Here is a 25,789-nt window from a genome sequence, read left to right on the forward strand (position 1 = left end):
AGTTCGGATATCATTGGCCTTACCAATATAGATTTTTGGAAACCATATACAGCGTTCCCTAAGTAGCAATAACAATAATCCCCTACTGGAGACCCCTCAATGAGACCACATAAGAAAACCCGAAATGGTGCCGCATTTCTCGGGCTTTGCGCGCTTGCCAATTTCAGTCATGCAATCACTTGCTCCACAACAGCCGATGTGTGGAATAGCGGTTACGTCCTTCAGGTTAACGTGTTAAACGACAGCGCGACGCCAATTTCCAATTGGAGTGTCGAGCTGGCGTTTAATCAACCCCCGGGCATCAGCGGCAGCTGGAATGCGGAGCTAACCACTAACGGCAACATTACCACTGCGTCCAATATCTCCTGGAACGGGAACCTTGCTGCAGGCCAGAGCACAAGCTTCGGCTTTCAAGGCACACACGAAGGTAACTTCGTGATGCCGACGTGCACTGGCGACTCAGCGGGCGCAGGAAGTTCGAGCTCGAGTTCTTCAAGCTCCACATCCTCCAGCTCTTCAAGTTCCAGTTCATCGAGCTCTAGCTCTTCAAGCAGCTCTTCATCCAGCAGTAGTTCCTCATCCAGCAGCAGCTCCGGATCGGGAAGCCAGATTGTTATTCAAGAGGAAGCACCCGGTTTTTGCGGCGTCGACGGTAGTATCGACAACAACAATACCGGCTACACCGGTGCTGGCTTTGCAAACACCACCAACGCAAATGGCGCCGCTATCCGCTGGAGTGTTGCAAGCCCGTATGGCAGTAGCTATCAACTGGATTGGCGTTACGCAAACGGATCGTCCAATCCGAGAACTGCTAGCATACGAGTAAACGGTAACACTACCGGGAGTGTCGATTTCGACACCACTGGCGACTGGACAAGCTGGACATCCTCGGGGGTGGTGGTCGCGCTTGAACAAGGCCAGAACAGCATCGAGCTGGTGTCGACAAACAGCGAAGGGTTGGCCAACATCGATTCTTTGACGGTGATCGGAAATCAAGCAGAAGCCGCAGACTGTCCAACAACCGGCGGAACTGGACCGGTACTGCCACAAGATGGCAACCCTGCGCAACGCCGCTTCGACAACGCCAAATCGGCATGGTCGCAAAGCAAAGCAGACATCATCCTCTCGCACCAGTTCGACAACGGCGGCTGGCCGAAAAATCAGGAATACGATTCCACAGGCAGTGGTGGTAGCGGTGTCGGCGAGGCGACTATCGACAACGGCGCTACGGTCACCGAAATGGTGTATCTCGCACAGGTATACCAAAACACCGGGCAAACCAAATATCGCGATGCGGTGCGCAAAGCAATGGATTATCTGTTAGAAGCCCAGTACTCGTCAGGCGGCTGGCCGCAGTTTTATCCACTCACCGGCGGTTATCACGATCACGCGACTTTCAACGATAACGCCATGGCCAGTGCACTTACCGTACTGCACAATGCAGTTGAAAAAAAATCCCCATTCTCCGGCAATATTTTCAGTGATAGCGACCGCAACGCAATGAAAACAGCGATCAGCGGAGGCGTAGATTACATTCTAAAATCGCAATGGCGACAAAACGGCGTGCTTACCGTCTGGTGTGCCCAGCACGGCGCCTATGATTACGCGCCGAAAATGGCTCGCGCTTACGAACTTGAAAGCCTGAGTGGCAGTGAATCAGTGGAAATAGCCGCGTTTTTGATGACGCAACCTCAAACACCGGCCGTCGAAACTGCAGTGAAAGCTGCTCTCGCGTGGTTTAGGAGCCCCAACACGATTTTGGAAGACTACCGATACGATAAAAATGTGGAAGAGAAAATTGTGTATTCACCCGGCAGCAGGATGTGGTATCGCTTTTATGACCTGAATACCAATCGCGGTTTCTTTAGCGATCGTGACAGCCGCAAGGTTTACGACCTCATGCAAATCTCCGAAGAGCGTCGCAACGGGTACAGCTGGGGCGGTGATTATGGCGAGCGCCTGCTGAGTTATGCGCAGAGCGTGGGCTATTAAAATTTAGCAGAGTCACAACGGGCGCTCAGCAGTCGCGCCTGTCGTGACTATTTGCTATACCATTGGCTCTGCAATACCACTGACAATACGGAGCGGCGCAGACTGCCGCTCTTTATCTTATTTATTACGAGTCTGCGTTTTACCTTTTTAGCATTTCGCGTTTCAGCAATTAAATAAATCGACTTATTCTACTTCGTCGGATACCCAAATATTTAATCGGACAACCATGAAATACAGGACTAGATGTGTGAGTTCCCCAGTATTTCAACGGCGCAAATTGCATTAACGCGCATCACAGGCATTGCCAATACCGTCACCGTCGCGATCAACCTGACCTGGGTTATACACCAGCGGGCAGTTATCTTCCGCGTCCAGAATACCATCGCCATCCGCGTCTTGATGAATGGTTTCCGGTGTCGAATAGGGGTTGAGTGGATTCGACCCTGCATCCCTTTCAGCGCGATCCGAAAAGCCATCGTTGTCGTCATCATGGTCACAGGCATCGCCACGCTCATCGTCGTCGCTATTGCGCTGACCCGGGTTTGCGCGGCCGGGACAATTATCTTCGGCATCGATAATGCCATCGCCATCGCTATCAATTTCTTCGGGATCTGGCGTCGGCTCTGTAGAAAAACAACTCGCCGGAATATCATCGTAAGCCAACTGTCTGCCACTCACCGGCATGCAGGTGATGCCGGAATTCCCTTCAATAAAAAAGGCGGACAAATTAACCAGATTCACAAGTGGCGACAAATCCGACACTTGATTGTCTGAAATATCCAACCAGTAAAGATTTACCAGCCCCGCCAATGGGCTTAAATCGCTCACGTTATTGGCAAACAAGGTAAGCTGACGCAGCTCAACCAGATTACTTAACGGCGACACATCGGAAATCTGGCCACCCAACACGTGGAGACTGCGCAATCCTGTAAACGCCTGTAACCCCTGCAACGAGGCGACTCCTTTATTGCTGCAATTGACCAGTTCAATTTGATCCGGCGCAGTAACACCATCTTCCAAAACAATATTGCGGATGCAGGAAGCAAGTGCGGCGTCTGCCAGTTCAATGCCGAGCACATTATTGAAGCATGCAGCGTCGGCAAGTTCGCCGTAGCTATATGGGCCGCTGTTCACGTCCACGCAGGTAATATGGTCAAGCCCCGACAGCGTTACCGAACTCAACCAGGGCATTTCTGCAAGCGTTCCTAAGTCAGCAATCGCAGTATTGGCAAGATCCAGTTGCTGTAAATTTGATAATTCAGGCAACACGGTCAAATCCTGCAACGGGTTCCCAGCGAGTCCGAGCGTGCGCAACTGGGTGTACACAGCCAAACCATCCAGCGACGTTATATTCGCATTTTCACAAACCACCTCAGAAACTTCATCAACACGCGTCCAACCGCGAGACAAGGCTGTCTGCTCGATACACGCTTGCAGGTTTTGATCATCAACGGTGTTGAGTGTAATTAACTCGGTAACGGCTTTTTCTAACCAGCTGTCCATAACCGACAGGCGGGTGTACACCCCATAAAACCCGGCCTGGCCGCATTCGGATGCACCGGAGCTAACAATACCTACCTGGTAGCGAGTGCCATCAAGCTCCATCACCAGCGGACCGCCACTGTCACCATCGCAGGCATCTTTACCACCTTCGGCAACGCCAGCACACATCATCTCGTCGGTCACGGCGTCTTCAAAGGCGGTATTACAGGTCGCATTGTCGACGTAATTAACATCCACGGATTTTAAGGTAGGTGAATAGCGGTCACCCACTGGACGGGTGCTACCCCATCCAGCAACAGATAACCGGGTACCCGGAACAAGTGCCGCTAGCGCTTGCGCAGAAATAAGTTTCACCGTCGGCAGATCAACAGGCTCCGCCAAAAATACCACGGCAATATCGTTTACCAACGTGCGGGTGTTGTATTCCTCATGGATGCGAATCTTGCGCACATCGATTAGCTGACCATCGCCATTGCGGTTGTTCAAATCATAAGAACCCGCATAAACCTGCAAGCTCTCGGTAGAGGCATTTTCAACACAATGGGCTGCGGTCAAAACCACGTCTGGACCAATCAATGTGCCGGTACAGGTATAACCTTCAAACGGCGAACTGGCGTTGCGCATTAACGCCACAGTGAATCCCCATGCACCTGCTTCCGCATTTCCGCCACCAACAATGTAGGGCACAATTTCCGGAGATTGGGAGCGAGGATGGTCTGGTTTTACAGCGGCGCGACTGGTATGCGCACCGAGTGTCAGCAACAGTAGTGCTGACAGAAAAGCGAAGCGTGATTTCATGGTATTCCTAGCCTTCATATTGTTTTAATGTCTTCCGGTTGCGTCTCCAATCCATGGCTTGTGAAAGTTGAGCGCGTTACCCTGGTGGTTTGGCAAGGTAAAACGCATGCAGCAACTCACAACACGGTCTGTCTGCGACCGTGATCATGCTGAATTATCCCAATTAAAAGACGGCGGGGAAATTGAAATCTGGCGTCGAAATTTTTTGCAAAATGTGAAACGGCGGGAAAAAACAACCAATTGCGGAGTTGGGAAAAGCCACCACTCGAGGTGCACCTCTCGATTGGTAGCTTATGATGAAAGTGTGTTTAACTGCAATTCTCGCACAGACAATCCAATTCCAGCGGACTATCCAATAGAGTGTAACCTGCTTTAGAGACTTGCCGGGAAAGGTTGTCCACCAGACTTTTTTCGATACCGATCTCTTTTACCGCTTTGCATTTACGGCAAATCAGAAACTGTGGTATCCGGTGTGGGTGATCACACGCGATGTGAGCACATGCAATATATTTATTATGGGATGCCAGCTTATGAACCAACTGCTCGCTGGCAAGAAAATCGAGGATCCGGTAAACCGACATTGCAGGCATACTTGTTTCCGCGCTGCGGTTATAAGCTTCGGCCACTTCATAGGCGGAAAGCGGTACACCTGATTCCACTAATAATTCGAGAATACGTTTGCGCTTTTCGGTAAGACGAACACCCGCACCAGAGCACAGCTGGTCTGCACGAGTCAAAATTCTATTTACATCGATGTCGGGCATAGGCTCTCCAGAGTACGCATACGCGGCCTGAAGCCAGAGTGTACCGATTCAATCCGTTACCCCTGCGTCCACAAACCGCGAAAATTTACCGCGATCCAGGCTTTCCAGCTGGTAGAGCCCTAAAGTTGAAAAGGCCCATTAAACCCGGAAAACCTGTACGGTTGATACACCGTATCATAACAGTGCACGCCTCTATGGAACAGAACGATTATTGGACCGATCGAGAAACATTCCCTTTAAATCATAAGGATATCGTTACTAGCAGAGCCTCCGAGCGGCGCATATTTCATTGCTTGCACCAACATTGCGCGCCAACCTAGGCAATAACCTGCCCCCGGTATACCCGCTTACGTCTTTCCTGTCGCCGTTCTTCGGATTCGCCGCTCCCACCCATGGCCTCCACAAGTGTCGTTTGCCCACGGTAAACCCGAGTAATAAACCGTTCTTTGTTTTCCACAGGCGGGGTAACATCCACCTCCAGACGAGTGCTCCAATCCGCCCCAGCCATGGCCATAAGGTCGCGGACCAAGGCTCGTAAAATATTGTCGGACGTCGCACGGTATATGGGAATCAGCTCACTGAGTACATCCGGGTTAGCCAGCTTGATCGACGGTTTGTCGTCAGCGGGTACTCGACGTCTGATCTCTCGCATCAGGTCTATCATAGGTTTCGTGTAAGTCATGTAGCCCCCAAAAGAATTGGATTTAGCGGAACCGCTCTAAGAGTCCGAAGGGTGGCGGCAGAGAAGTGCATCCATTGCTTGCGTTTCTCATTTGAATACAAAGTATTCGCATTCTTAGTCTTTAACGCAATAAGCGTGCACAGACTTATATAGTGACGTCATTTACAAAATGTTTATTTTACGCCACCGCCCGACGCCAAATTCGGATCAGTTTACCTGTGAAGCTGTAACGTAAAATCGTACAAACACCATTCGACAGGCACGAAAGGGCTGGAAGGGGGGCGACCGGGAAACCTGAGGCTCACATACATCATTTAACATACTGTAACAGCCCAAAACACTGGCCATCCCGTTTAATATGTGCGGATTTATAGCCACCGAGAGTGCAGGTGGTAAGCGCAAAGCAGGGGCAACTCGGTTGACCCAGTGTCAGGCGCAAAAGATATGTATAAGCAGGGGACGGAAGTGATGCAGCAGCAAGAGAACATATTGGTGGTGGAGGACGATACCTCTCTCGCCGAGTGGATTTCAGACTACCTTATCGACAACGGGTACCAGGTTACTGTCGCCAACCGCGGCGATACTGCAGTCGAGTTAATTCGCTCTGACACGCCAGATTTAGTGCTGTTGGATATTATGCTGCCAGAAAAAGACGGTTTCCAGGTGTGCCGCGAGGCCCGTGCCTTCTATAGCAAACCCATTTTAATGATGACCGCCTGCAGCGAAGACGCGGACGAGATTTTGGGGCTGGAGCTCGGCGCCAATGACTATGTTAACAAACCGGTGAAGCCAAGGATTTTACTCGCTAGAATCAAAGCGCTGTTGCGTCGAACTGAAATGGATGCGGCCGGACACAGGCTGATATTTGGCGACCTGGTGCTAGATAAAAAGTCGAAATCCGTGAAATTGCAAAACAACACAATCCCATTTAGCTCAAACGAATTCGAAGTGCTCTGGCTGCTGGCCGAAAGCGCCGGACAGGTTATCAGCCGTGATGATTTGGTTAGCAAGTTGCGCGGCATTGAGTACGATGGTTTCGACCGATCTGTCGATGTTCGCGTTTGTCGAATTCGCAAGAAACTCAGTGACGACCCGAGCAACCCCGCCAAAATCAAAACCATCCGCGGCAAGGGTTATCTGTTCGCCGGAGACGCGTGGTAAATGCGCAAGCTTAGTCTGTCTCTGATCGCGGTAGTCGTCGTTTCCATTATTTCACTCGGCTGGGTACTCAACCGAATTTATATTCAAACTCGTGGGGATGACCCCGGTCGCTCCGCCTACGCCGCTTACCTCGATTTCAGTGATGATTTGTACAGCAGCCTCGCAAACTCGCCACTGCGGGTGGAATTCATCCAGAACTGGAATCGGCACAGCCACATCCAGCTTGCGTTACTGCCACGGGAAGATTTCCCGCTGCCCGACACCCTCGCAGCAAGTTTTGATCAGGGCGAACGTTTGATACTCGAATCCGGCGAAGGCGTAGGCGCCCATTACGCGCTGGATGATGGGCTCGAAGTGCTTGCGATCACCTGGCCTTCACACGCGTTCACGGAATCCGATGGCAAATTGGAATTGATACTCACACTCAGTTTTTATGGCGGCGTTACCGTCATTATTTTGCTGTGGGTTTGGCCATTAATTCATCGCTTGCTGCGCCTCAGCGACGCTGCGAGAAAATTTGGTAAAGGCGAGCTCAGCGCGCGCGTCAATGTTGTCGGGGTTTCTTACATTCGAGAGATCGAAGTTGAATTTAATCGTATGGCCGACAGAATCGAATCGCTGCTTAATGACAATAAATTACTCACCCGCGCCGTGTCGCACGATTTAAAAACGCCGCTCGCTCGCCTGCGTTTTGGTCTCGATGCACTTACCGATACCAGTGATGCCACCCAGCGCGCGCGCTATGCGATACGCGTCAATCGCGATATGGAAGAAATGGAGTCACTGATTAACACCTTATTGCAATACGCACGTCTCGATGAAAATCGTATCCAGATTCAGCGTGAGGAGTTCGATGTAGCGCCGCTAGTACAGTCTCTTATCGAAAGTTACGAACGCGACGACCTCGCATTTCTGTTTGACTGCTCAAACGCCCCCCTGACAATACACAGCGACCAGCGCTATTTTTCAATGCTGATCAACAACCTGCTGAGCAACGCCTCCCGTTACGCCAGCAGTCGGGTTCGGGTAGGTTTGCGGAGGCAGGGAACACGCCTGCACATAGAAATTGAAGATGATGGCGCAGGCATTGCTAGCGAAGAGCTCGAACATGTAACCAAGCCCTTTTGGCGCGGCCAACAAGGCGCAAAGCGCAAAGGCCACGGCATGGGCCTGGCAATTGTGTCACGCATCGCCGAATGGCTGGGAGCTGACTTGCAGATTTTGCGGTCGAAAAGTCTCGGCGGCGCAGCGGTGCATTTGATAATTCCAATGTAAGCCTCAGAGATTCTCTGATTAACACAACCAGGCTCCAAGGCTTGTGGATACTATAGGTTGCATCCACTGCAGCCTTGTACAACAATGCTGCGCCCCGACATTATCAGAGTCAGAACAATTCATTATCAAGCGAATGGAAACTTGCATATGCTAAAAATCCGGGGCCGGATACAACACTACGCATGGGGCGGCCACAGCTATATACCCCAGCTGCTGGGGCAACCACAAAACCCCGAAATACCCTGCGCGGAATATTGGCTCGGTACTCACCCTGCCGCCCCCTCAACCGTTATCGCTGCCGCTGGCAGCGAGCAGGAAATAGCGCTCGCGGAGTACCTCGCCAGTAATCAACTTCCCGCACTTAAATTTCTATTTAAAGTTCTGGACGTGCGAGATATGCTCTCCATTCAGGTCCACCCCACCAAGGCGCAGGCCGAAGAGGGATTTACCCGCGAGAACGCCTCAGATATTCCTCTCACTGCGAGCCATCGTAACTATAAAGATAACAGCGACAAACCGGAGCTGGCGGTAGCGCTGAGTGATTTTTGGCTACTGCACGGTATCGCTAACGACGAGCAGATTACTTCTCGGTTAAACCGGGCGGAGTATTTGAAGCCGCTACTGAACGCGTATATGAAAGGCGGTACTGAAGCCGCATTTCGCCTGGCGCTCGATACCGGCAACCCGGATACTCAACACATGCACCAGGCACTCGCCGCCGATATCGTGGCTAAGCAGTATGCTAAAACCGATATTCTATTCTGGGTGCAACAATGGTTACGCAAAAATCCGCAAACGCCTAATGGCATACTTACCGTGCTATTTATGAATCTGGTACATCTCGCACCAGGTGAAGCGATATTTCAGCCCTCCGGTCTGCTACATGCCTACCTGGAAGGGCAAAACATCGAATTGATGGCTAACTCTGACAATGTTCTGCGCGCAGGGCTAACCCCAAAGCATATTGATGTTGCAGAGCTCATGAAAATCGCCAATTTTAATAGCACTCCTCCCGCAGAATTTATTATCGACACCCAGTCTACCGAGCAGGGCGAGTTACGTTACCCTACCCCGTTTCCCGATTTCGAACTGAGCAGCTGGAACCCGGGCCAGTTGGCATCACCGCACTGGCTAGTAGAGCAGCCGGAGATATTGCTTTGTCTTGACGGCACCGCGACACTCACAGACATTGTTTCAGGCTCTGCAATCGTCTGTGAAAAAGGCGAAGCGGTACTGATTTGGCCTGGGCATACGGTGTCGCTGAATGGTGAGCACTTCCAGGTTTTTCGTGCGAGGAATATTGCATGACCAATGCACAGGTGAAACGCTGTAGCTGGTGCGGAGACGACCCACTCTACCAACAATACCACGACGAGGAGTGGGGAGTGCCCATATGGGATAGCCGGGAGCTTTTTGAAAAACTCGTGTTAGATGGCGCTCAAGCTGGTCTGTCCTGGATTACCATCCTGCGCAAACGCGAGGGATATCGCAAAGCGTTCGACAATTTTGATCCAGAAAAAATGGCCCGCTACACCGATAAAAAGCTGGAAAAGCTGATGCAAAATCCAGATATCGTGCGCAACCGACTTAAAATCAATAGCGCGCGACAAAATGCACGCGCCTACCTCGCTATTCAGGAAACCGACGATTTCAGTCGTTTTCTCTGGGATTTTGTCGGAGGAGCCCCCCTCCAACACCGGCGTAAAACCATGGCCGATATCCCCGCCGCAACAGCAGAGTCCGAGGCCATGAGCAAAGCTCTAAAAAAAGCCGGTTTTAACTTTGTTGGGCCGACAATTGTGTACGCCTTTATGCAGGCTGTCGGGATGGTGAACGACCACGTTACCAGCTGCCACAGGCATGCAGTGTGTAAATCCTTCGCTTAACAACGGGGCTGGCCAAAGCACCGTGAGTAGCGGCCTACGCACTGACGAAAAAAAACCGGCGCAGGCCGGTTTTTTTGAACGGTATAAAATTGTTATAAACTTTGGTAAATGGTACGGGTAATTTTCTCGGTAGTAATAAAATCCCAATTCCATTTTTCGTGGTACTTCTTGAGCGGGTTTTTCGCTACCACTTCGTCTTCACTCATTCCTTTCTTGTGCAGCTTGGCAACGCGCTTCACGGAATCTTCAAGCATATCGAGCGCGGCTTTCAGGTCAGCGCGTTTTGCGAGGGGGCCGTGGCCGGGCACAATAACGGTATTCTCATCTGCAATTGAGTACAACAGTTTTTGCGCCGCGATATAGCCTTGCACACTGCCACCATTACTGGTATCGATAAACGGAAAAAGCCCGTTAAACAACACATCGCCAGTATGTAGGACATTGGCTTTTTTGAAATAAATCGCCACATCGCCATCGGTGTGGGCCATTTCCAGGTGAAAAACACGCGCGTCATCACCATTCAAGTGAAATGTAATCTCGCTGGGGAATGTGATAACCGGTAGCGCATCTGTCGGGGCAGCGCTACCGTCGTCAGCAGGCGCCTGCAACCGCGTACGCAAGTTATCATGACCGATAATATGCACGCCTTCGCCACCAAAACTCGCGTTGTTCCCGGTATGGTCCTGATGGACGTGGGTGTTTACCAAAAATGTGATCGGCTTGGGGGTGATTTCACTAATCGCCTTTTTCAGGTTAGTCAGCAGTGGAGGCATGCTGTCATCAATCATCACTACACCGTCATCACCCACAGACAGCATAATATTTCCGCCGGCAAAACCGCCAACCCCTTGCAGCACATAGAGACCATCACCAACACTGGTGCTTTCGAATGTGATTTCAGCCGAATTGGCATAACTGGTCAAAAATAAACATAAGGTTACTGCACTGAGTAACAGCTTTCGCATGAGAACCTCCATCAGGTTTCACAGGTTAAAGATACGGGGCAAACCAGCCACGAATTCTACAAAAATTAGCGCGAAGAAAACTGCAAATTTCTCTGCCTGTTATGCACTTTCTCTCGGCGGTTTTAACTCAGATTGATGTATTCCACTTGCGCGTATCCAAAACGGCAGATATTTTGTGCGCTCACCTCCACGCTGTAACTGGATATTCAATCATGATACGAGCCTGTCGCCCAGCCGATGCTGGCGCTATTGCTGAGATTTACAACTACTATATCAACGAAACAGTGATATCGTTTGAACAAACGCCGCTGAGCGAAGCCCAGATGGCAGAGCGTATCGCAAAGATTTCCGCGAACTACCCCTGGCTGGTTGCCGAAGAGAATGGAGAAATCCTCGGTTTCGCCTATGTCGCGCTATGGCAGGAGCGTGTCGCCTATCGCCACTCACTTGTGACTACAGTCTATCTCAACCGCAACCATACAGGGCGGGGCCTCGGCAAAGCGCTCTACGAGGCCCTATTCGAGGCCCTGACCTCAGTAGATTGCCGGGTTCTGGTCGCAGGAATTGCACTGCCTAACGCGGCCAGTGTCGCGCTGCATGAAAAGGTTGGATTCGAAAAAGTCGCTCACTTCAAAGACGTCGGGCGCAAGCACGGCCAGTGGGTCGATGTCGGCTACTGGCAAAAAACGATCAACACAGACCGCGAATTCCCATAACATCACCCACAGGCAGCAAGATCCCCCACTGCCAGCAAAACCAGGTCCGGTTTATTTTTCCGAGGGCACGGCCAAAACAGCCTTTAGCGCAGGCTTAGGCTGTTTGCTCCTGTCCCACAGCAGCGGATAGTTGGTACGCCCCGGAACCGGATAGTCGTTTTTCCAGGACATAGGGTCGTGCACGCCCCACAAGGTCACCCGGTCGATAGCATCACGATGCTTGTAGAACAAGCGAAACAACGCTGCGTACCGATCGCTCAGCGCCTGCTCAACATCGGCAGGCAACCCTTGCTTATACGGGTCGAGATAAGTCTCGAACTCTTCCAGTTGGAACTGCGGATGCATCATCCCCTGGCCAATTATTTGCCCCTCTCGCGTCAGCGGCAACACATCTACATCTAGTTCAGTGATCATCACCTTCACGCCCAAGGCGGCATAGGCCTCAATCGCCGCTTCAATATATTCCGTTTTCGGAAAATTGAGCCCCCAGTGGGCTTGAATCCCTACGCCATCAATCCGAATCCCCTCGGCCTGTAACATCTTCACCATACGCACAATGCCGTCGCGCTTAGCCGGGCGCCAGGCGTTAAAATCGTTGTAGTACAATTCTGTATTCGGCGCATATTTTTCGGCGTATTTGAACGCACTCTTGACCATCAGGTCGCCATCGCCAACCCCATTAACCCAGGTTGTCGGCCGGTAAGAACCATCGTTATCGATCACTTCATTGACCACATCCCAGGCGTGAATTCGCCCGGCATAACGACCTGCAACGGTTTTGATATGGCTCTCCATACGCGCCAGCTGCTGCTTCGTGGTATTGGGCTCTCCATCACCGTTGGTAAAAAACCAGCCTGGCGTCTGGTTGTGCCACACCAAGGTATGACCAACAATAAACATCCCGTGCTTTTCGCCAAACGCCACGTAATCATCGGCCGGACCGAACTCAAATACACCGGGTTCGGGGTTTATCGGGGCAGCCTTTAGTGCGTTTTCAACGGTAATACTATTGAACTGGCTCAGTACAATCGACTGGACTGCTTTATCCTCACCGCGTGTGATACTGGGGTTTACCGCCACCCCCACTTTAAAGGCGTCGTGATAGGCCTGCTGAAGAGAGTTTGCTGGAGCAGCATTAAGTGTGAGTGATAGCGAGGAAAGGGGAAGCAGCAGTGCAATTGCGAAAACGCGCATCATAAGGCAAAGACTCTTAAATTATTGTGTTGTGCATGGACAAGGTACAGCTCGCAACATTTTAGCAGGCTGGCGGGGAAACAGCCCACGCTCCTCTTGTGCGTAGAGCGCGCTCAGAAGACTCAGTTCCCTGTTGAGCCGGGCCTGAAGGTTAGTTGGCCCCTGTGTTGATAGTCGTGATAACGCAGTTCCACCCTAGGGGGCGGTCACCAAAGCAGCCCTGGAAGCAGCCAGACAAAGAGGGGCTGGCTGACATGGGAGCCGCCAACCAAGCACTCATGTAACCCAGAGTAACAAAACCACACATCTCACAAAAAACATTAAACCATTATATTTCAATAGCTTATAAAAATAAGTGGCGCGATTATTAACTTTTTTTGATTTTAAACAAAATAATGTAGACCAAAACGTTACCTTAGGTTACACTGCGCACAAATCAACCAATACTGAGAGATAACAGATCAATGACTGAAGTAATCGGCTTAATCGCAGCCTGCCTGACAACCTTCGCCTTTCTTCCCCAGGCACTGAAGGTTATGCGAACCCAGCGTACCGGAGACCTTTCCCCGGTGATGTACGCCGCGTTCGTATTGGGTGTCGTGCTCTGGCTGTTTTACGGCATTATGCTTGGCAACACCGCGTTGATCCTGGCCAATGCAGTCACCGCAATCTTTGCTGGCATTGTGTTCTTCTTCATCGTCAAGAATGCTTTCTTCCAACGTGCCCAGAGTACCGGCCCAGCTAACGCGGAACCCGCCTGACTCCTATCCTGAACGGCGACCCTCAGTAGTCGACACTTGGTATTGAACATAAAAAAACCCCGCCTGAAACAGCGCGGGGTTTTTTATTGTTGTCTCATTGGGCCGGGTGAATTCCCAGCGACGAGATCAATGAACTAGTTGCAAGCGTTACTAACGTCGTTCAACCAACCGCGATCAACACCTGAGCGGCTGATGATTTCGGTAGGACAAGCCACTTCGCGATAGCGCAGCGAGGGGTTATCTGCCGCTTGGAACCAATCGACGAACCACATGCAACCCTCGTAAAGCTCAGTCAGACCGCGACTGCCAAATACGGCATCACAACGTTGCGCAACACAATTTTTATAGGAATCGTGCGACGCGTTCCAGCCCAACTCGTTTTTACACGCTGCAAGGAAGCCGCCATATTGCACACCCAACTCGCTGTTGGAAACGCCCCATTGGTCCGAACAGGCATTAAAGGCACCAACACCCCCGCCGGGCACCAGTAAGTCAAACTGGCCACCGCCCACGTCAAAGCCAATATTGGTTGCCTGTACAATCATGCGCTTGCCGCCCAGCGCCGCCGCACCTGGATCGGCGCCACCGTTGTAGGATTCGCCAGTAAATATAACTTCGTAGCAACGCCCACAGACATCGCCGCTAGAGGTCGCAGCAAAACCGTACGACAGGCTGTCGTTAACCGCCCACGGCGCCATACCGTGGCACATATGTGCATCACCACCATCACAGCTGCTTACCGCGTCTGGGTCGGGCAGGGGCTGGTCACTCGCGGAACAGGAACCCAGCGGCTCAACTTCACTTGGCACATTACCAGTCCAGCTACAGTGCGCCTTACAGCAATCCCAATAGCGCGTTGCATAACCGGTGCAAGTGGGAAGTGAACCACTACTGGAAGAAGAGCTTGATGAGCTGGAGCTACTGGAGCCGCCGTTCGACGAAGAGCTGCTGGAGCTGGACGATGAGCTACTGGATGAACTCGAACTGGATGAGCCACCGCCACAGGTGCTGATCACCCCACCGCCACCGCTCTGGCTGTTGCAGGTGTTGATACCGATACAGCTCTGCTGATTTTCCCAACCCCAACCATCATCGGTATTCTGACAAAGCGGGCGGGGCTCATCGGAGTACCACTGGCACATCTGAGTACACTGGCCTGAGCCACTGGAGCTCGAACTGCTGCTGGAGGAGGAACTGCTCGACGATGAACTGCTGCTGGACGAAGACGAGCTGGATGACGCCACACCCGAGCTCGATGAACTGCTCGAAGAGCTGGACGAACTGCTGGAAGACGAGCTGCTTGAAGAACTGGTAGACGATGTCGATGAACCGCTACCACCGCCAGTCACAGAAAATGTACCAATGGATGCGACACTCGATCCGGTCGCGCAAAAGCCAAAGGATACCGACGCTCCGGGAGCAATGTTTGCGTTGTACGCTTCTGGGGTAACAATACTGCCGCTGCGCTGGCCGCCCCACAGGTTATTTATGCTGGACCCGTTCAAGGCGAGGCCGACTGTCCAGCTAGTGATATTGGCCGTGCCGTTATTGGCAATAACAACATTTGCACAATAACCACTGCCCCAATTGTTATTTACATCGATTGTTGCCTCGCCAGCACCAGACGTTACTGCCTGCGAGGCACTGGCGAGCAGTGCGCACACAGCGGCAAACGCCAGCGATGCGATCTTCCTTCTTGGATGTGTCAACATAGCGAAAACTCCCATTGTATTTATTGGACTTATCGAAACAGGAAACCACGTGAGAACGACTAAAGTGCTAAAACTTGCACTTCACACGCAATATGAAACTCGTTACTTTTTCTGTCTGGGTGCGCTTTATTATTTTGGGTGGGGGAAAACCCACTTGTGTGCGCTAATTGTATTAACTTGGAAAGCATAATCGGGCTATAAATACCCGAGCACATTTTGCCACAGCGTCAAATAAATTGAACACGCGAATCTCACAAAACCGCTTTTTTTCACGCCGGTTTAATCTGTGGCAAATATCTTCAGCATTTGGCGAAATCCGCGAAGGCTTCGTGAGGATCACTCATACCAGAAATAGCAACCAATGAGGTTCAATATTTTTTCCCTTTATATTTCAACGGGTTATAATTGATTCACTCTTGGCATGGTAAATGATATGCCGTAAAGATAATGAAGCGAGCCGGCGTTTAAAAAATTACAAAACATCCACTTATTTCATAACAATCCATTAAAAATTAGACCTCTGAATAGTAGGGAGCACCAATGAAAGTACGAATTTTAGTTCTGATATTTTTATCACTCACAATGCTTGGCTGTGACTCAAATGCCGATGCCCACAACGCAGCCGGAGAAATCGACAACGCTGAACTTACAGGCGTCGACAGCCTGCGTATTTCACTACCCGCTGATGTCATCATCACGCAGGGAGCCCCCACTTTGGTGATCCATACCAATGATGAGCAAAGCGAACATATTAAATGGAGTGTAGAGGGAACTGATTTGAATATCGGCAGCTTCGACGACGATGATGACGACTATAACTTTCGCTCTCCCATTCGAATCGAGCTGACCCTCCCTACCCTAAAATCTGTTGCTGCAGCAGGTTCAGGCAATATCGACATCAACGGCGTGGACAGTGAGAGCTTCAGCATCAAAATTGCCGGATCTGGTTCGGTAAAAGCGGTAGGCACGACAGCAACCCTGGCGATGAAAATTGCGGGCAGCGGCAACATTGACGCAGGCAAGCTGGAAGCCAAATCGGCGAACGTTGTTATCGCTGGTTCAGGCAATATCGAAACCCATGCGACAGATCAGTTAGCCGTCAAAATCGCAGGCAGCGGTGATGTAACCTACCACGGCAAACCTTCGTTAGCGCAAACGGTTATCGGCTCTGGTAAAGTGAGAGCGGCACGCTAAACAAGCCCCGTGATTTACTTGTTTGCTGTTTGGCTGCACAATTACTGGCTTTAACCACACGTGCACCTCAACAATGCCAGACAGCATCAAGCTCACTGAATATAGCCACGGCGCCGGCTGTGGCTGCAAAATTTCTCCGGCGACGCTGGAAAAGATCATCGGCAATACCAGCAGTGACTTTACGGATCCGTTCCTGCTGGTGGGTAACAGCACCAAGGACGATGCCGCAGCCTACGATCTCGGCAACGGCGACGTTATCTTAAGCACCACCGATTTTTTTATGCCTATCGCCGACGATCCACTCGACTTCGGCCGCATCGCTGCCACTAACGCCATCAGCGATATTTACGCAATGGGTGGCGACCCCATAATGGCAATCGCCATTCTTGGCTGGCCGGTAAACATTCTCCCCGCAGACGTCGCTGCGCAAGTTATTGAAGGCGGTCGCCAGGTTTGCCACGCAGCCGGCATTCAACTTGCCGGAGGCCACAGTATCGACTCGCCAGAGCCCATTTTTGGCCTTGCCGTAACCGGTAGAGTTGCCAAAGCTAATTTACGCCGCAATGCATCGGCTAACGCCGGTGACCAGCTGTATCTGACCAAGCCATTGGGTATAGGTATTCTCACTACGGCACAAAAGCAGAAAAAGCTCGCGGAAGAGGACGCATTTATCGCACGCGATCTTATGTGCGTACTGAACAAGGTTGGCAGTCGGTTGGCAACAATTGATGGGGTAAGCGCGCTCACGGATGTTACCGGTTTTGGCCTGGCGGGGCACCTTAGTGAAATATGCGTCGCCAGCGGTTTGGTTGCCCAGCTGTCGTTCGATGCCATACCGGTAATTCCACAAGCAAAGCATTATCTAAACCAGGGCTGTATTCCAGGTGGCACGCAACGTAATTTTGACAGCTATGGGGAAGATCTGTCGCCACTGAACGAGCAGCAAAAACAGATCCTCTGCGACCCGCAAACTAGTGGCGGCCTGCTGATCGCCGTCAACCCGGACGCAGTAGACGCCGTCGAGGCCTGCCTAAAGGCTAATAACACCCCTATTCATCGCATTGGCGAGCTCACCCCCTGGAACAGCGGTCCACGCGTCGTTATTGACTCGTAAACCGAACCCACCTAATAAAACAATGATTACCAACCAATACGCTCAGATTTTCCTGCACGACGTTCCGGCTATCGATACCCGCTCCCCTGGCGAATACACCAAGGGCCACTTCCCGAACGCGGTAAGCCTGCCGCTAATGACGGACAGTGAGCGCGCACAAGTCGGTACCTGCTACAAACAACGAGGGCAGGCTGAGGCTATTACCCTGGGTCACCAATTAGTTAACGGAGTAATCAAAAGCCAACGCGTTACCGCCTGGGCCGAGTACATCAAAGCCAACCCGAACTGCGTATTGTTCTGCTGGCGAGGGGGGTTGCGTTCGCAAACCTGTCAGCAATGGCTCGCTGATGTGGGAGTTGACTGCGTTAGAGTGGAAGGTGGCTACAAAGCCATGCGACGTTTCTTAATTGATACTAACCAACGTATCTGCCAACAGCGGCCGTTTGTTATTCTCGCCGGCCATACCGGTTCCGCCAAAACAGAACTGCTTAAAACCGTGGCAACCAGTGTTGACCTGGAGCAACTCGCTCATCATCGTGGTAGCGCTTTTGGCAAACGGCTCGGCGGCCAGCCAACACAAACCACATTCGAGAATCGCACCTTTATCGAACTGTTTAAAGCCGACGCCCGACGCGGCGACACGCCGATAGTACTTGAAGATGAAAGCCACTTAATCGGACGATGCGCATTGCCGCTGGAGTTAGAAAATGCGATGAAGTCTTCACCGATCGTGGTCGTGCAAACAGAGCTGCGTGAGCGAGTGGAGCACTCATTTCATAACTATATTTTACTCAACCTCGCTGAGCATGTGGCGCAACAAGGACGAGACCAAGGATTTGAACTTTTCGCGAACGAATTGCGCCAAGCGATGAAAAATATTCAGCGACGCCTGGGTGGCCAACGCTATGCAGAACTCAGCGGGATACTCGACAACGCGCTTGCACAGCACCGTTTGGGGGATAACAGCAGTCACCTGCACTGGATCGAAATTCTGTTGCGCGATTACTACGACCCAATGTACAACTTCCAAATGGAAAAGAAAAAACACCGGGTTATATTTCGTGGCTCGCCTGCGGAAGTCACTGACTTTTTGTCATCACGCACAACCTAACCATTAAAAACTGTAGTCTCTTTCTACCAGTGCGATTCGGGTTTTAAACTGGGAATACCACTTTTCACGCCCGTATTGCTGTGCGATCCTGTGCTCGGCGTTTTGTTTCCAGTTTTTAATATCTTCCAAGCTTCGCCAATAGGACACTGTGATACCCAGTTGCTCGCGCGCTGATTCCATCCCCAAAAAACCTGGTTGCGCCAGCGCCAGCTCTACCATGCGTTTCGCCATATCGTCATAACCAGACTCTACCGACGTGCGCAAACTGGTAAAAATCACGGCGTAATACGGGGGCGAGGGAGTTCGAGCGATTTGCTCCATAGATGAATCCTTAACCTGTTATCTGCCCTGCGCGAGCCGCTCATAAAGAGCTGGTGGGAAATTGGCTGCACGCATGACATCCATTGTACGCTGATAATCATAACCGACGCTAAGTAATTCAAAGGTCGCATCAGCAGGGCGAAAAATGCCGTACTCCGCTGCGGTTTTTCCGCTTCGAGGCTGACCTACAGAACCGGGGCACGCGAGCGCGCAGCGCGCGGAGGACAAGAGCTGAAGCGCATGGTCACAACGCGAATCACCTGCCGCGTCACGGCGATAGACGCCGGCGACATGGCTATGCCCATGAAATGCCAAGGCTATTTGATGTTGTACCAGCCAATCGAGATTAGCTTCGTAGGTCATGTGGTAGACATAACCGTAAAAATAATTTTTGTCTATAGGCGCTCCGTGCACCGCCAACCAGGAGTCACTTTGAAAGTAAGGCGGCAACTCAGCCAGCCAACGCATATCGTCTTGTGTTAGAACCCTGCGCGTCCAATCAATCGCCCAGCAAGCGAGCTTGGAAAAGCCGGTGCTCACATCTCCCGACGCAGCGGCATAATCATGATTGCCCTGGATGATAATTGCGTTCTGCTGCTTTAACACCTCGATGCACTCACGCGGATGCGGCCCGTATCCAACGATATCCCCCAACACCAGAATTCTCGATATCTGCCGCACACGCAAATCTGCAAGTACGGCCTGTAAAGCGAATAAATTCGCGTGAATGTCCGCCAAGATCGCCAGGGGCGATGTCACATTCGCATTACAATCTCCTGATGTTTCAGCAGCAGACAATTGGGTAGATCCGACAGCAAGCGAACGATGCCGGTCTGGCCTTTGGGGGTAGGCCGCTTTAGTCAAGCATGCAGAAATGGTATTCAAACACTGTTGTTCGCGCCCCCCCACCGCAATGCAATACCGCAGCTGTCCAAGCAACACTTGAATCTTATGGGGCGATTGAAACACGTCCAATAAAATGTCACACAATGACTGCCCGAAAATATCGGCGTGCTCAGTACTAAACTCCGCGAGCTGGCGGATCCAAACGGCCAGAATACTGGCAAAGCTGGTGAAAAGGTCCCACTGGTAGCGATCGTCATCGAGGTAATACACCGCTCCGGCGTCGGTCCAGCCGAAATTGGATAGCCCCTCGTCCAACCGGAAGCCACTTTCGTGAGCAACCGAAAAATACAAGCGACATAACTGCGCCAATAACGTAAGTGCCTGGGCAGGTTTTCTTTGCAATAACTCAGGAAGCGTACTGTGAAAGGTATGTATCCGAGGAGCGATATTACCAATAAATATCTGGTCATCGGTGTGCCACAGAAACCACGTTTTTTCCGGGTGGTATGCATTCAACCGACGATCCAGAGCTAAAGCAGATAGTGCGCGTTTTTCTGCGTCCTGTGACTGAAATACGAAATCCGTACGTAACTTGGCGACAAAGCGGCTCGCCACAAACAACTGTGTCGCAGGACGACCGGTGAACAGGGTATTGTGCTGTAGCTCCTGGGGCTGCTGCAGAGTGGCGGCAATATCAGAGACAGCAATGGGCTCGCGACCACTCACACCACCAACAACAGTTAACATCGCAATTTATTGGCTGTGCAAAAGCGAGGGCTAGTATGTTGCGCAGGCGCAGCGCAACATGCCCCCATTGGCGAGACCGGAAATGCATTGCCGGGGATCCCCAATATAGGTTTGAAACTGCCGCCAATGCACCCACTCAACTTGCTAAGGACACATGGAAGCAACATTCGGCAATGCTGTTCGCAATGACGACCACCCCATACCCAAGTTCGCCTTGCGCCCGGTAATAAGTACCAGCAAGCAATTTTCCTTGCCCGGGATCACACTCATAAAGTGATAAGTGTGTTCGGTACTCATTTGAACCTCTTTAATGGAGTTCTGCACAGCAGTGCCTCGCTGATTGGCGAGAAGCTGTTCGACAGTAGTGATGGTTTTACCGCGAAACATATCGACGGCGGCGGCGGCCACAGCATCCAGATAACTTTGCGTAAAATAAGGAACAGTGTGGTGTGCTGCCAACAATAAACCCGAGCTCAGGTCGACAACGGCCGCGCCGAGAGCATCGTTCACATTACCGACCAGTTCAGCACAGGATGAATTCAAATCTGCCATAGATATTTCCTCATAGAAACGAAATGACGGCGCTAAAGACCAATATCACGCTGGAAACTTTCCGCTGTCGTACGGGTTGACGATAACAACAGGCCCAGGCTTACCGATTTTTTGGCCAACGCGCTGAGCACCAGTTTTTTGCCTATACGTTTTAAAGCAACGTAACCATTTTCATTTTGGAGAATCACAAAATCGCAGTTATTTTGATGCGCCTCCAATGCGATTTTTTCAGCCAGCGCGAGGCACGAGCTGGTCATCGCAGCTAACTTTGAGTCTGTGACATCACCCCGCGCTTTACTCGCGATGGCATGCCCATCAATGCTTGAAAGTAAAGCGGCATAAACGCCGTCATTAGAGTCGAGTAATGCACTCAAATGTGAGTCCACGACCTTGCGCTTTAGCACCAACTCAGTTTTTTCTGTCATCTTCAGGCAAACTCCAATACGGACATCAACGAATCCAGTAAAAGCACCACATCGTCCCGGCTGCGAGGGTCCGTTTCGATCACTGGCGCAAACAAACCCCGCTGCTCAAGCGCCGTAAAATACTGATCAAGTGAAGCCTTCCCGTTCTGGTCCCAGCGAGTGACGCCTACCACGAACGCCGTGGCGTCAATTAATTCCGCAAAGTTGTCGATATACATGTTCATATCCGCGACCGGGTCAGCGCGCGTGTTATCCACCAGAATAATTAAACCCAACGCTCCATCCGCAATAATTTCCCACATATGGCGAAACCGTTCCTGGCCTGGCGTACCGTACAAACGAATTTGCGTATCTTCATCCAGCACAACCTCACCAAAATCGAAGGCAACCGTGGTCGTTTGCTTCAGGGCCTGGAGTTCATCAGTGGTTTCCGCATCGGTATTTATCGGAGGGATATCGCTTATCGCATTGATTGCGGTGGATTTCCCCACGCCAGCCGTACCGGTAATCACAAATTTCAATTCGCTCACAATGGTTACCTCGCCCCCAACTTCATGCGCAATTTACTGAAAAGGGAGGCGTGTTTCGCACCCGCAGACGCATGCTCAATTGTCGAATGCTGGCTTAAACGGGTTGCTACACAATCGTATTCGCGGCAACGGGCAAGAAACAGCTCAATCTGCGCCGCGGACACTCCAACCATTGTTGCCGCTTTTTCCACGGCAAGTTCATGACTCATAAACGCAGCACATAAGCGCGCGCCTTTTGCAAAGTCGTTGATCACCGCCTTGGGTGGCCAACGGGTAAGCTTATACAGCTGAATCTGTTCCGCACTCGACTTGTCAGAAGACAGCGGCATTTCAGCGTGTGCGCTCGGGCGCCCCTCAATTAATTCCAGCACGCGGATAATATCGATTGAGCGCAATGGCTTGTGCACGACACAATCACCCGCACTACTCGTTGTGTCTGATGTTGTCTGGGCGCTTATTTTTATCACCAGGTCCACCTGACCAAACAGACTGTCTGCTTGCGCACGACCGATGTCTGAATCCACGTCTACCACGGCAATGTCACCATCGCGCTCCACAATTTGACAGGTAAACGCCGTTTTAAAAGACAGCAGTGACAGCAAACTGCTAAACACCATTCGGTCGTTATCGGACATGGCGTACAGCTGAATTTTTTTCACAACAGACATAATTTTCCGCACGCCTGAAAACACCAGAAATCAAAAGGCGTTATTTTCCAACAGCCCAGCACTCGCGCAATTTTTGTATAGAAACCTCTGATTAACTTGGTGATTCCTGTAAGCCCCGCAGCACCCACGGGCATAAAGGGGCGACCTGCGGCGATCGTTCGTGACCTTACCTCTCTTGCTAAGGACTAATTAATTGCAAAAGGCGCCGAACAACTAACCACCGCAGATCACGCAGAGTAATTACTAGGGCCTGTTAACACTAATTCGATTCATTCTGTTGCGGCTAAAATTTCGCTATCAAGGCGTTTGGAGCGTATTTTGGTTGTTCCAAATGAGCGATAAACAACGCTGAGAGCGGGATTTTAGCCGCAACCCGCAGGGCTGGGCCTGTATTTCCAGGCTGATGCGTTATTTTTCGCTCGTTTAGCCCGCTAAACAACGCCAAAAATGCCTTTCATCCTGAAAATACAGGCTCCAGCAGAGCGAATTGAATTAGTGTTAACAGGCCCTAGGTTGATCACAGGTTCCTATGATTTGCGTTGTCATTTGAGTTAAGAACAGTCGGTACAAAAACGCCAATGCAAAGCCTGCGCGCTTATAAAAGTGTGACGGAGCGAAATATAAAAACTAATTTTTTATTCCAGGCCTGGATGTCGCCAGTCCACCACGCCATTGAACATGCGAGGCTTATTTCGAATGAGCGCTGCTATCGAATGAGCGCTGGTATCGAATGAGCGCTGATTGGCGCGGGAATAAACGTTGGCTACAGTTGTACAATCCAACTGGGGGCGAGCGCCTATGCATATAAGGTATGTGTTACACGCTTGGATAACATGCTAACTGGGGACGTCTTTACGGGGTCAAGGACATGTATATGCAATAATAGGCGACATCACCCGACTCCATCTTTTAACACCACGGCTACCTGTTCACCGCGAAGGGCGCTACTCTTACACTTCGCCGCTGAAACACCGACATTCACCAATCCTATCGAGTAATTCTGACTATGGACCATCACGGCATTCTTGTTTTTCTGGCTTACCTGCTGGCAGCCATGGTAGCTGTGCCAATTTTTAAACGCTTGGGGTTAGGTGCCATTCTCGGCTACCTGGTAGCCGGTACCGTGCTTGGTCCGCAAATCCTTCATGTGGTAATCAACCCCGACGATGCCCTGCATCTGGCGGAGTTTGGCATTGTCATGCTGCTGTTTGTGATCGGGCTGGAGCTCAACCCACAGAAATTATGGGAAATGCGTACCCAGGTACTGCTGATGGGCGGCGGTCAATTACTGGGCTCGGCGGTGGTTATCGCGCTCTTGTGCCATTTCCTGTTTGGCTTTGATTGGCAAATCGCCATGCTACTGGGTTTAACACTCGGTTTGTCATCCACAGCTTTCGCCGTACAACTGATGGATGAGCACGGGGTAATGGCAACAGACCTCGGCCGCAAAGGCTTCTCCATGTTGCTGCTGCAGGATATGGCAGTGATACCGATTCTGATTCTGGTCAGCGCCTTTGCCCCGCAAATCGCCACCGCAGGTCACAACACTGCGCCCTGGTGGTACGGCCCCCTGGCCATCGCCGCTGTACTCTTAGTGGGTCGCTTTGCCATTAACCCGCTACTAACCATTATCGCCGCCACCAATATCCGCGAACTACTCACCGCAGCGGCCCTTTTTATCGTTATCGGCACGGCGTTTTTAATGCAGAGCGTCGGCTTCAGTATGGGCCTGGGGGCGTTCCTGGCGGGCATAGTACTCGCCAACTGCAGCTTCCGTCACCAATTGGAAACCGATATTGAGCCATTTAAGGGACTGCTGCTTGGACTGTTTTTTATGGCCGTGGGGATGACCCTAAATCTCCAGCTACTGGTCACCAAACCTTTGCTTATATTCGGCCTGGCGGTGGGCCTGATGCTGCTTAAAACGGCGGTTATCACCCTGCTGTGCCGCAACAAATCCACCGATATCTGGGACGCACTGGCACTGGGTTTAATGCTTTCCCAGGGCGGCGAATTCGCGTTTGTGGTGCTCACGAAGATGGTCAATTTCGGCGTCGCCGATAACGCAACACGCGATATCGTGGTAATTGTTGTCGGTGTATCCATGGCGCTCACCTCACCCGCGCTAATGCTGTTCAATCTGTGGCGCAAGCGGCATCAGGACACGCCGCGCAGTTACGACAAAATCGACAACGAGGAACCAGAAGTGATTATTGCGGGCCTCGGGCGTTTCGGTCAGATCGCGGCCCGTATTCTCGCTGCCAACGAAATGCACTTCTCAGCGCTGGATAAAGATGCGAGCCACGTGGATTTTGTGCGTAAATTCGGCAACAAAATCTACTACGGGGATGCAACACGGCTAGACCTGCTCAACGCCGCCGGGCTGGCCCACGCCCGACTGCTCCTGGTGGCGGTCGACGACGAAAAGGATTCGCTGACGATTGTCGACAATGTGCAAAGCGCCTACCCCAACTTAAAAATTATTGTCCGTGCCCATAACCGCGCCCATGCTTACCAGCTGTTCGCGCGCAAAGTGGACGTAGTCGTGCGGGAAACCTTTGAGAGCGGGCTTATCGCTGCCCGTCACACCCTGGAGTTACTCGGCTACACCGAGAGCCAGGCGCTGAATAAAATTGAAATTTTCCGTCAGCACGATGAACAGATGATGATGAACGCCGTCGCTCACAAGGAGGATCTGACCAAACTGCAACAAATCGCAATGGAGGGGCGCAGGGAGCTGGAGGAGTTGTTTAAACAGGATACCCATCACTGATGCATTGGCGATCTGACCAAGACCATTCGATAGAGGTTGAACTTTCACCTGACACCAGAATCATTTTATAAGGTCACCCCTCCTCTTCGGCGAAGGTCT

Annotated in this window: 23 protein-coding genes; 11 read left to right on the plus strand and 12 right to left on the minus strand. The window is 51.4% G+C overall.

Annotated features, from left to right (window positions below; all coding sequences use genetic code 11):
- Positions 1-99: 99 nt before the first annotated feature.
- Complete coding sequence (pelA, locus tag TERTU_RS15000; RefSeq protein ID WP_015819346.1) at positions 100-1,992, plus strand: pectate lyase; 1,893 nt, start codon at positions 100-102, stop codon at positions 1,990-1,992.
- 282 nt (positions 1,993-2,274) lie between these two features.
- Here the strand turns inward: pelA and TERTU_RS15005 are convergent, their stop codons facing one another.
- The 3 genes from TERTU_RS15005 to TERTU_RS15015 all read right to left on the minus strand — a co-directional run bounded on the left by TERTU_RS15005 (position 2,275) and on the right by TERTU_RS15015 (position 5,739).
- The gene (locus TERTU_RS15005) at positions 2,275-4,293 is read right to left on the minus strand and encodes a trypsin-like serine protease (protein WP_015817537.1); all 2,019 of its coding nucleotides are present in this window, start codon (positions 4,291-4,293) and stop codon (positions 2,275-2,277) included.
- A 308-nt stretch (positions 4,294-4,601) separates the two neighbouring features.
- A complete protein-coding gene (locus TERTU_RS15010; RefSeq protein WP_015818082.1) occupies positions 4,602-5,057 on the minus strand; it encodes a Fur family transcriptional regulator in 456 nt (151 codons plus the stop codon).
- 316 nt (positions 5,058-5,373) lie between these two features.
- Positions 5,374-5,739 carry a hypothetical protein gene (locus tag TERTU_RS15015; RefSeq protein ID WP_018014195.1) on the minus strand — a complete coding sequence of 122 codons (366 nt, stop codon included), beginning with the start codon at positions 5,737-5,739 and terminating at the stop codon, positions 5,374-5,376.
- A gap of 444 nt (positions 5,740-6,183) precedes the next feature.
- Between TERTU_RS15015 and TERTU_RS15020 the strand changes: the two genes are divergently transcribed.
- The 4 genes from TERTU_RS15020 (at position 6,184) to TERTU_RS15035 (ending at position 10,061) form a co-directional block, all read left to right on the plus strand.
- Positions 6,184-6,900 (plus strand): response regulator, encoded by a 717-nt coding sequence (locus TERTU_RS15020; RefSeq protein WP_015817181.1) that lies wholly within the window; start codon positions 6,184-6,186, stop codon positions 6,898-6,900.
- Positions 6,901-8,175 (plus strand): ATP-binding protein, encoded by a 1,275-nt coding sequence (locus TERTU_RS15025; protein ID WP_015817621.1) that lies wholly within the window; start codon positions 6,901-6,903, stop codon positions 8,173-8,175.
- A 147-nt stretch (positions 8,176-8,322) separates the two neighbouring features.
- Positions 8,323-9,483, plus strand: a complete 1,161-nt coding sequence (gene manA / locus TERTU_RS15030; protein ID WP_015819947.1) for a mannose-6-phosphate isomerase, class I — start codon at positions 8,323-8,325, stop codon at positions 9,481-9,483.
- Positions 9,480-10,061, plus strand: a complete 582-nt coding sequence (locus tag TERTU_RS15035; RefSeq protein ID WP_015820923.1) for a DNA-3-methyladenine glycosylase I — start codon at positions 9,480-9,482, stop codon at positions 10,059-10,061. The genes manA and TERTU_RS15035 overlap by 4 nt, the downstream gene beginning before the upstream one ends.
- A gap of 92 nt (positions 10,062-10,153) precedes the next feature.
- On the opposite strand, the gene TERTU_RS15040 is transcribed toward TERTU_RS15035, so the two are convergent.
- Complete coding sequence (locus TERTU_RS15040) at positions 10,154-11,026, minus strand: MBL fold metallo-hydrolase (protein ID WP_015818866.1); 873 nt, start codon at positions 11,024-11,026, stop codon at positions 10,154-10,156.
- Between the two features lie 212 nt (positions 11,027-11,238).
- Between TERTU_RS15040 and TERTU_RS15045 the strand changes: the two genes are divergently transcribed.
- Positions 11,239-11,742, plus strand: a complete 504-nt coding sequence (locus TERTU_RS15045; protein WP_041590442.1) for an arsinothricin resistance N-acetyltransferase ArsN1 family B — start codon at positions 11,239-11,241, stop codon at positions 11,740-11,742.
- Positions 11,743-11,793: 51 nt separating this feature from the next.
- Here TERTU_RS15045 and TERTU_RS15050 read toward each other — a convergent pair whose 3' ends face one another.
- Positions 11,794-12,939 (minus strand): endo-1,4-beta-xylanase, encoded by a 1,146-nt coding sequence (locus tag TERTU_RS15050; protein WP_015820438.1) that lies wholly within the window; start codon positions 12,937-12,939, stop codon positions 11,794-11,796.
- Positions 12,940-13,400: 461 nt separating this feature from the next.
- Between TERTU_RS15050 and TERTU_RS15055 the strand changes: the two genes are divergently transcribed.
- Positions 13,401-13,697, plus strand: coding sequence for a SemiSWEET family sugar transporter (locus TERTU_RS15055; RefSeq protein ID WP_018014199.1), 297 nt, complete (start codon positions 13,401-13,403; stop codon positions 13,695-13,697).
- A gap of 134 nt (positions 13,698-13,831) precedes the next feature.
- Here TERTU_RS15055 and TERTU_RS15060 read toward each other — a convergent pair whose 3' ends face one another.
- Positions 13,832-15,409, minus strand: a complete 1,578-nt coding sequence (locus TERTU_RS15060) for a cellulose binding domain-containing protein (RefSeq protein ID WP_015819118.1) — start codon at positions 15,407-15,409, stop codon at positions 13,832-13,834.
- Between the two features lie 540 nt (positions 15,410-15,949).
- On the opposite strand from TERTU_RS15060, the gene TERTU_RS15065 reads away from it, so the two are divergent.
- The 3 genes from TERTU_RS15065 to mnmH all read left to right on the plus strand — a co-directional run bounded on the left by TERTU_RS15065 (position 15,950) and on the right by mnmH (position 18,828).
- Entirely contained in the window at positions 15,950-16,603 is a 654-nt protein-coding gene (locus tag TERTU_RS15065) for a GIN domain-containing protein (protein WP_015817473.1), read from the plus strand.
- A 73-nt stretch (positions 16,604-16,676) separates the two neighbouring features.
- On the plus strand, positions 16,677-17,717 hold the full coding sequence (gene selD / locus TERTU_RS15070; protein ID WP_015818206.1) for a selenide, water dikinase SelD: 1,041 nt from the start codon (positions 16,677-16,679) through the stop codon (positions 17,715-17,717).
- 22 nt (positions 17,718-17,739) lie between these two features.
- A complete protein-coding gene (gene mnmH, locus TERTU_RS15075) occupies positions 17,740-18,828 on the plus strand; it encodes a tRNA 2-selenouridine(34) synthase MnmH (protein ID WP_015820264.1) in 1,089 nt (362 codons plus the stop codon).
- 3 nt (positions 18,829-18,831) lie between these two features.
- Here mnmH and TERTU_RS15080 read toward each other — a convergent pair whose 3' ends face one another.
- From TERTU_RS15080 to TERTU_RS15105, 6 genes are all read right to left on the minus strand, one after another.
- A complete protein-coding gene (locus TERTU_RS15080) occupies positions 18,832-19,149 on the minus strand; it encodes an antibiotic biosynthesis monooxygenase family protein (protein ID WP_015820721.1) in 318 nt (105 codons plus the stop codon).
- Positions 19,150-19,167: 18 nt separating this feature from the next.
- Positions 19,168-20,742 (minus strand): metallophosphoesterase family protein, encoded by a 1,575-nt coding sequence (locus TERTU_RS15085; RefSeq protein WP_015819488.1) that lies wholly within the window; start codon positions 20,740-20,742, stop codon positions 19,168-19,170.
- Between the two features lie 144 nt (positions 20,743-20,886).
- Entirely contained in the window at positions 20,887-21,294 is a 408-nt protein-coding gene (locus TERTU_RS15090) for a hypothetical protein (protein ID WP_015819793.1), read from the minus strand.
- Positions 21,295-21,326: 32 nt separating this feature from the next.
- Positions 21,327-21,719 (minus strand): roadblock/LC7 domain-containing protein, encoded by a 393-nt coding sequence (locus TERTU_RS15095; RefSeq protein ID WP_015817856.1) that lies wholly within the window; start codon positions 21,717-21,719, stop codon positions 21,327-21,329.
- A gap of 2 nt (positions 21,720-21,721) precedes the next feature.
- A complete protein-coding gene (locus tag TERTU_RS15100; protein ID WP_015819253.1) occupies positions 21,722-22,249 on the minus strand; it encodes a GTP-binding protein in 528 nt (175 codons plus the stop codon).
- A gap of 5 nt (positions 22,250-22,254) precedes the next feature.
- Positions 22,255-22,917 carry a hypothetical protein gene (locus tag TERTU_RS15105; protein WP_015818249.1) on the minus strand — a complete coding sequence of 221 codons (663 nt, stop codon included), beginning with the start codon at positions 22,915-22,917 and terminating at the stop codon, positions 22,255-22,257.
- Between the two features lie 1,006 nt (positions 22,918-23,923).
- Between TERTU_RS15105 and TERTU_RS15110 the strand changes: the two genes are divergently transcribed.
- Positions 23,924-25,690, plus strand: a complete 1,767-nt coding sequence (locus TERTU_RS15110) for a monovalent cation:proton antiporter-2 (CPA2) family protein (RefSeq protein ID WP_015817252.1) — start codon at positions 23,924-23,926, stop codon at positions 25,688-25,690.
- Positions 25,691-25,789: the final 99 nt, after the last annotated feature.

The sequence above is a fragment of the Teredinibacter turnerae T7901 genome (assembly GCF_000023025.1).
GTDB lineage: Bacteria > Pseudomonadota > Gammaproteobacteria > Pseudomonadales > Cellvibrionaceae > Teredinibacter > Teredinibacter turnerae_B.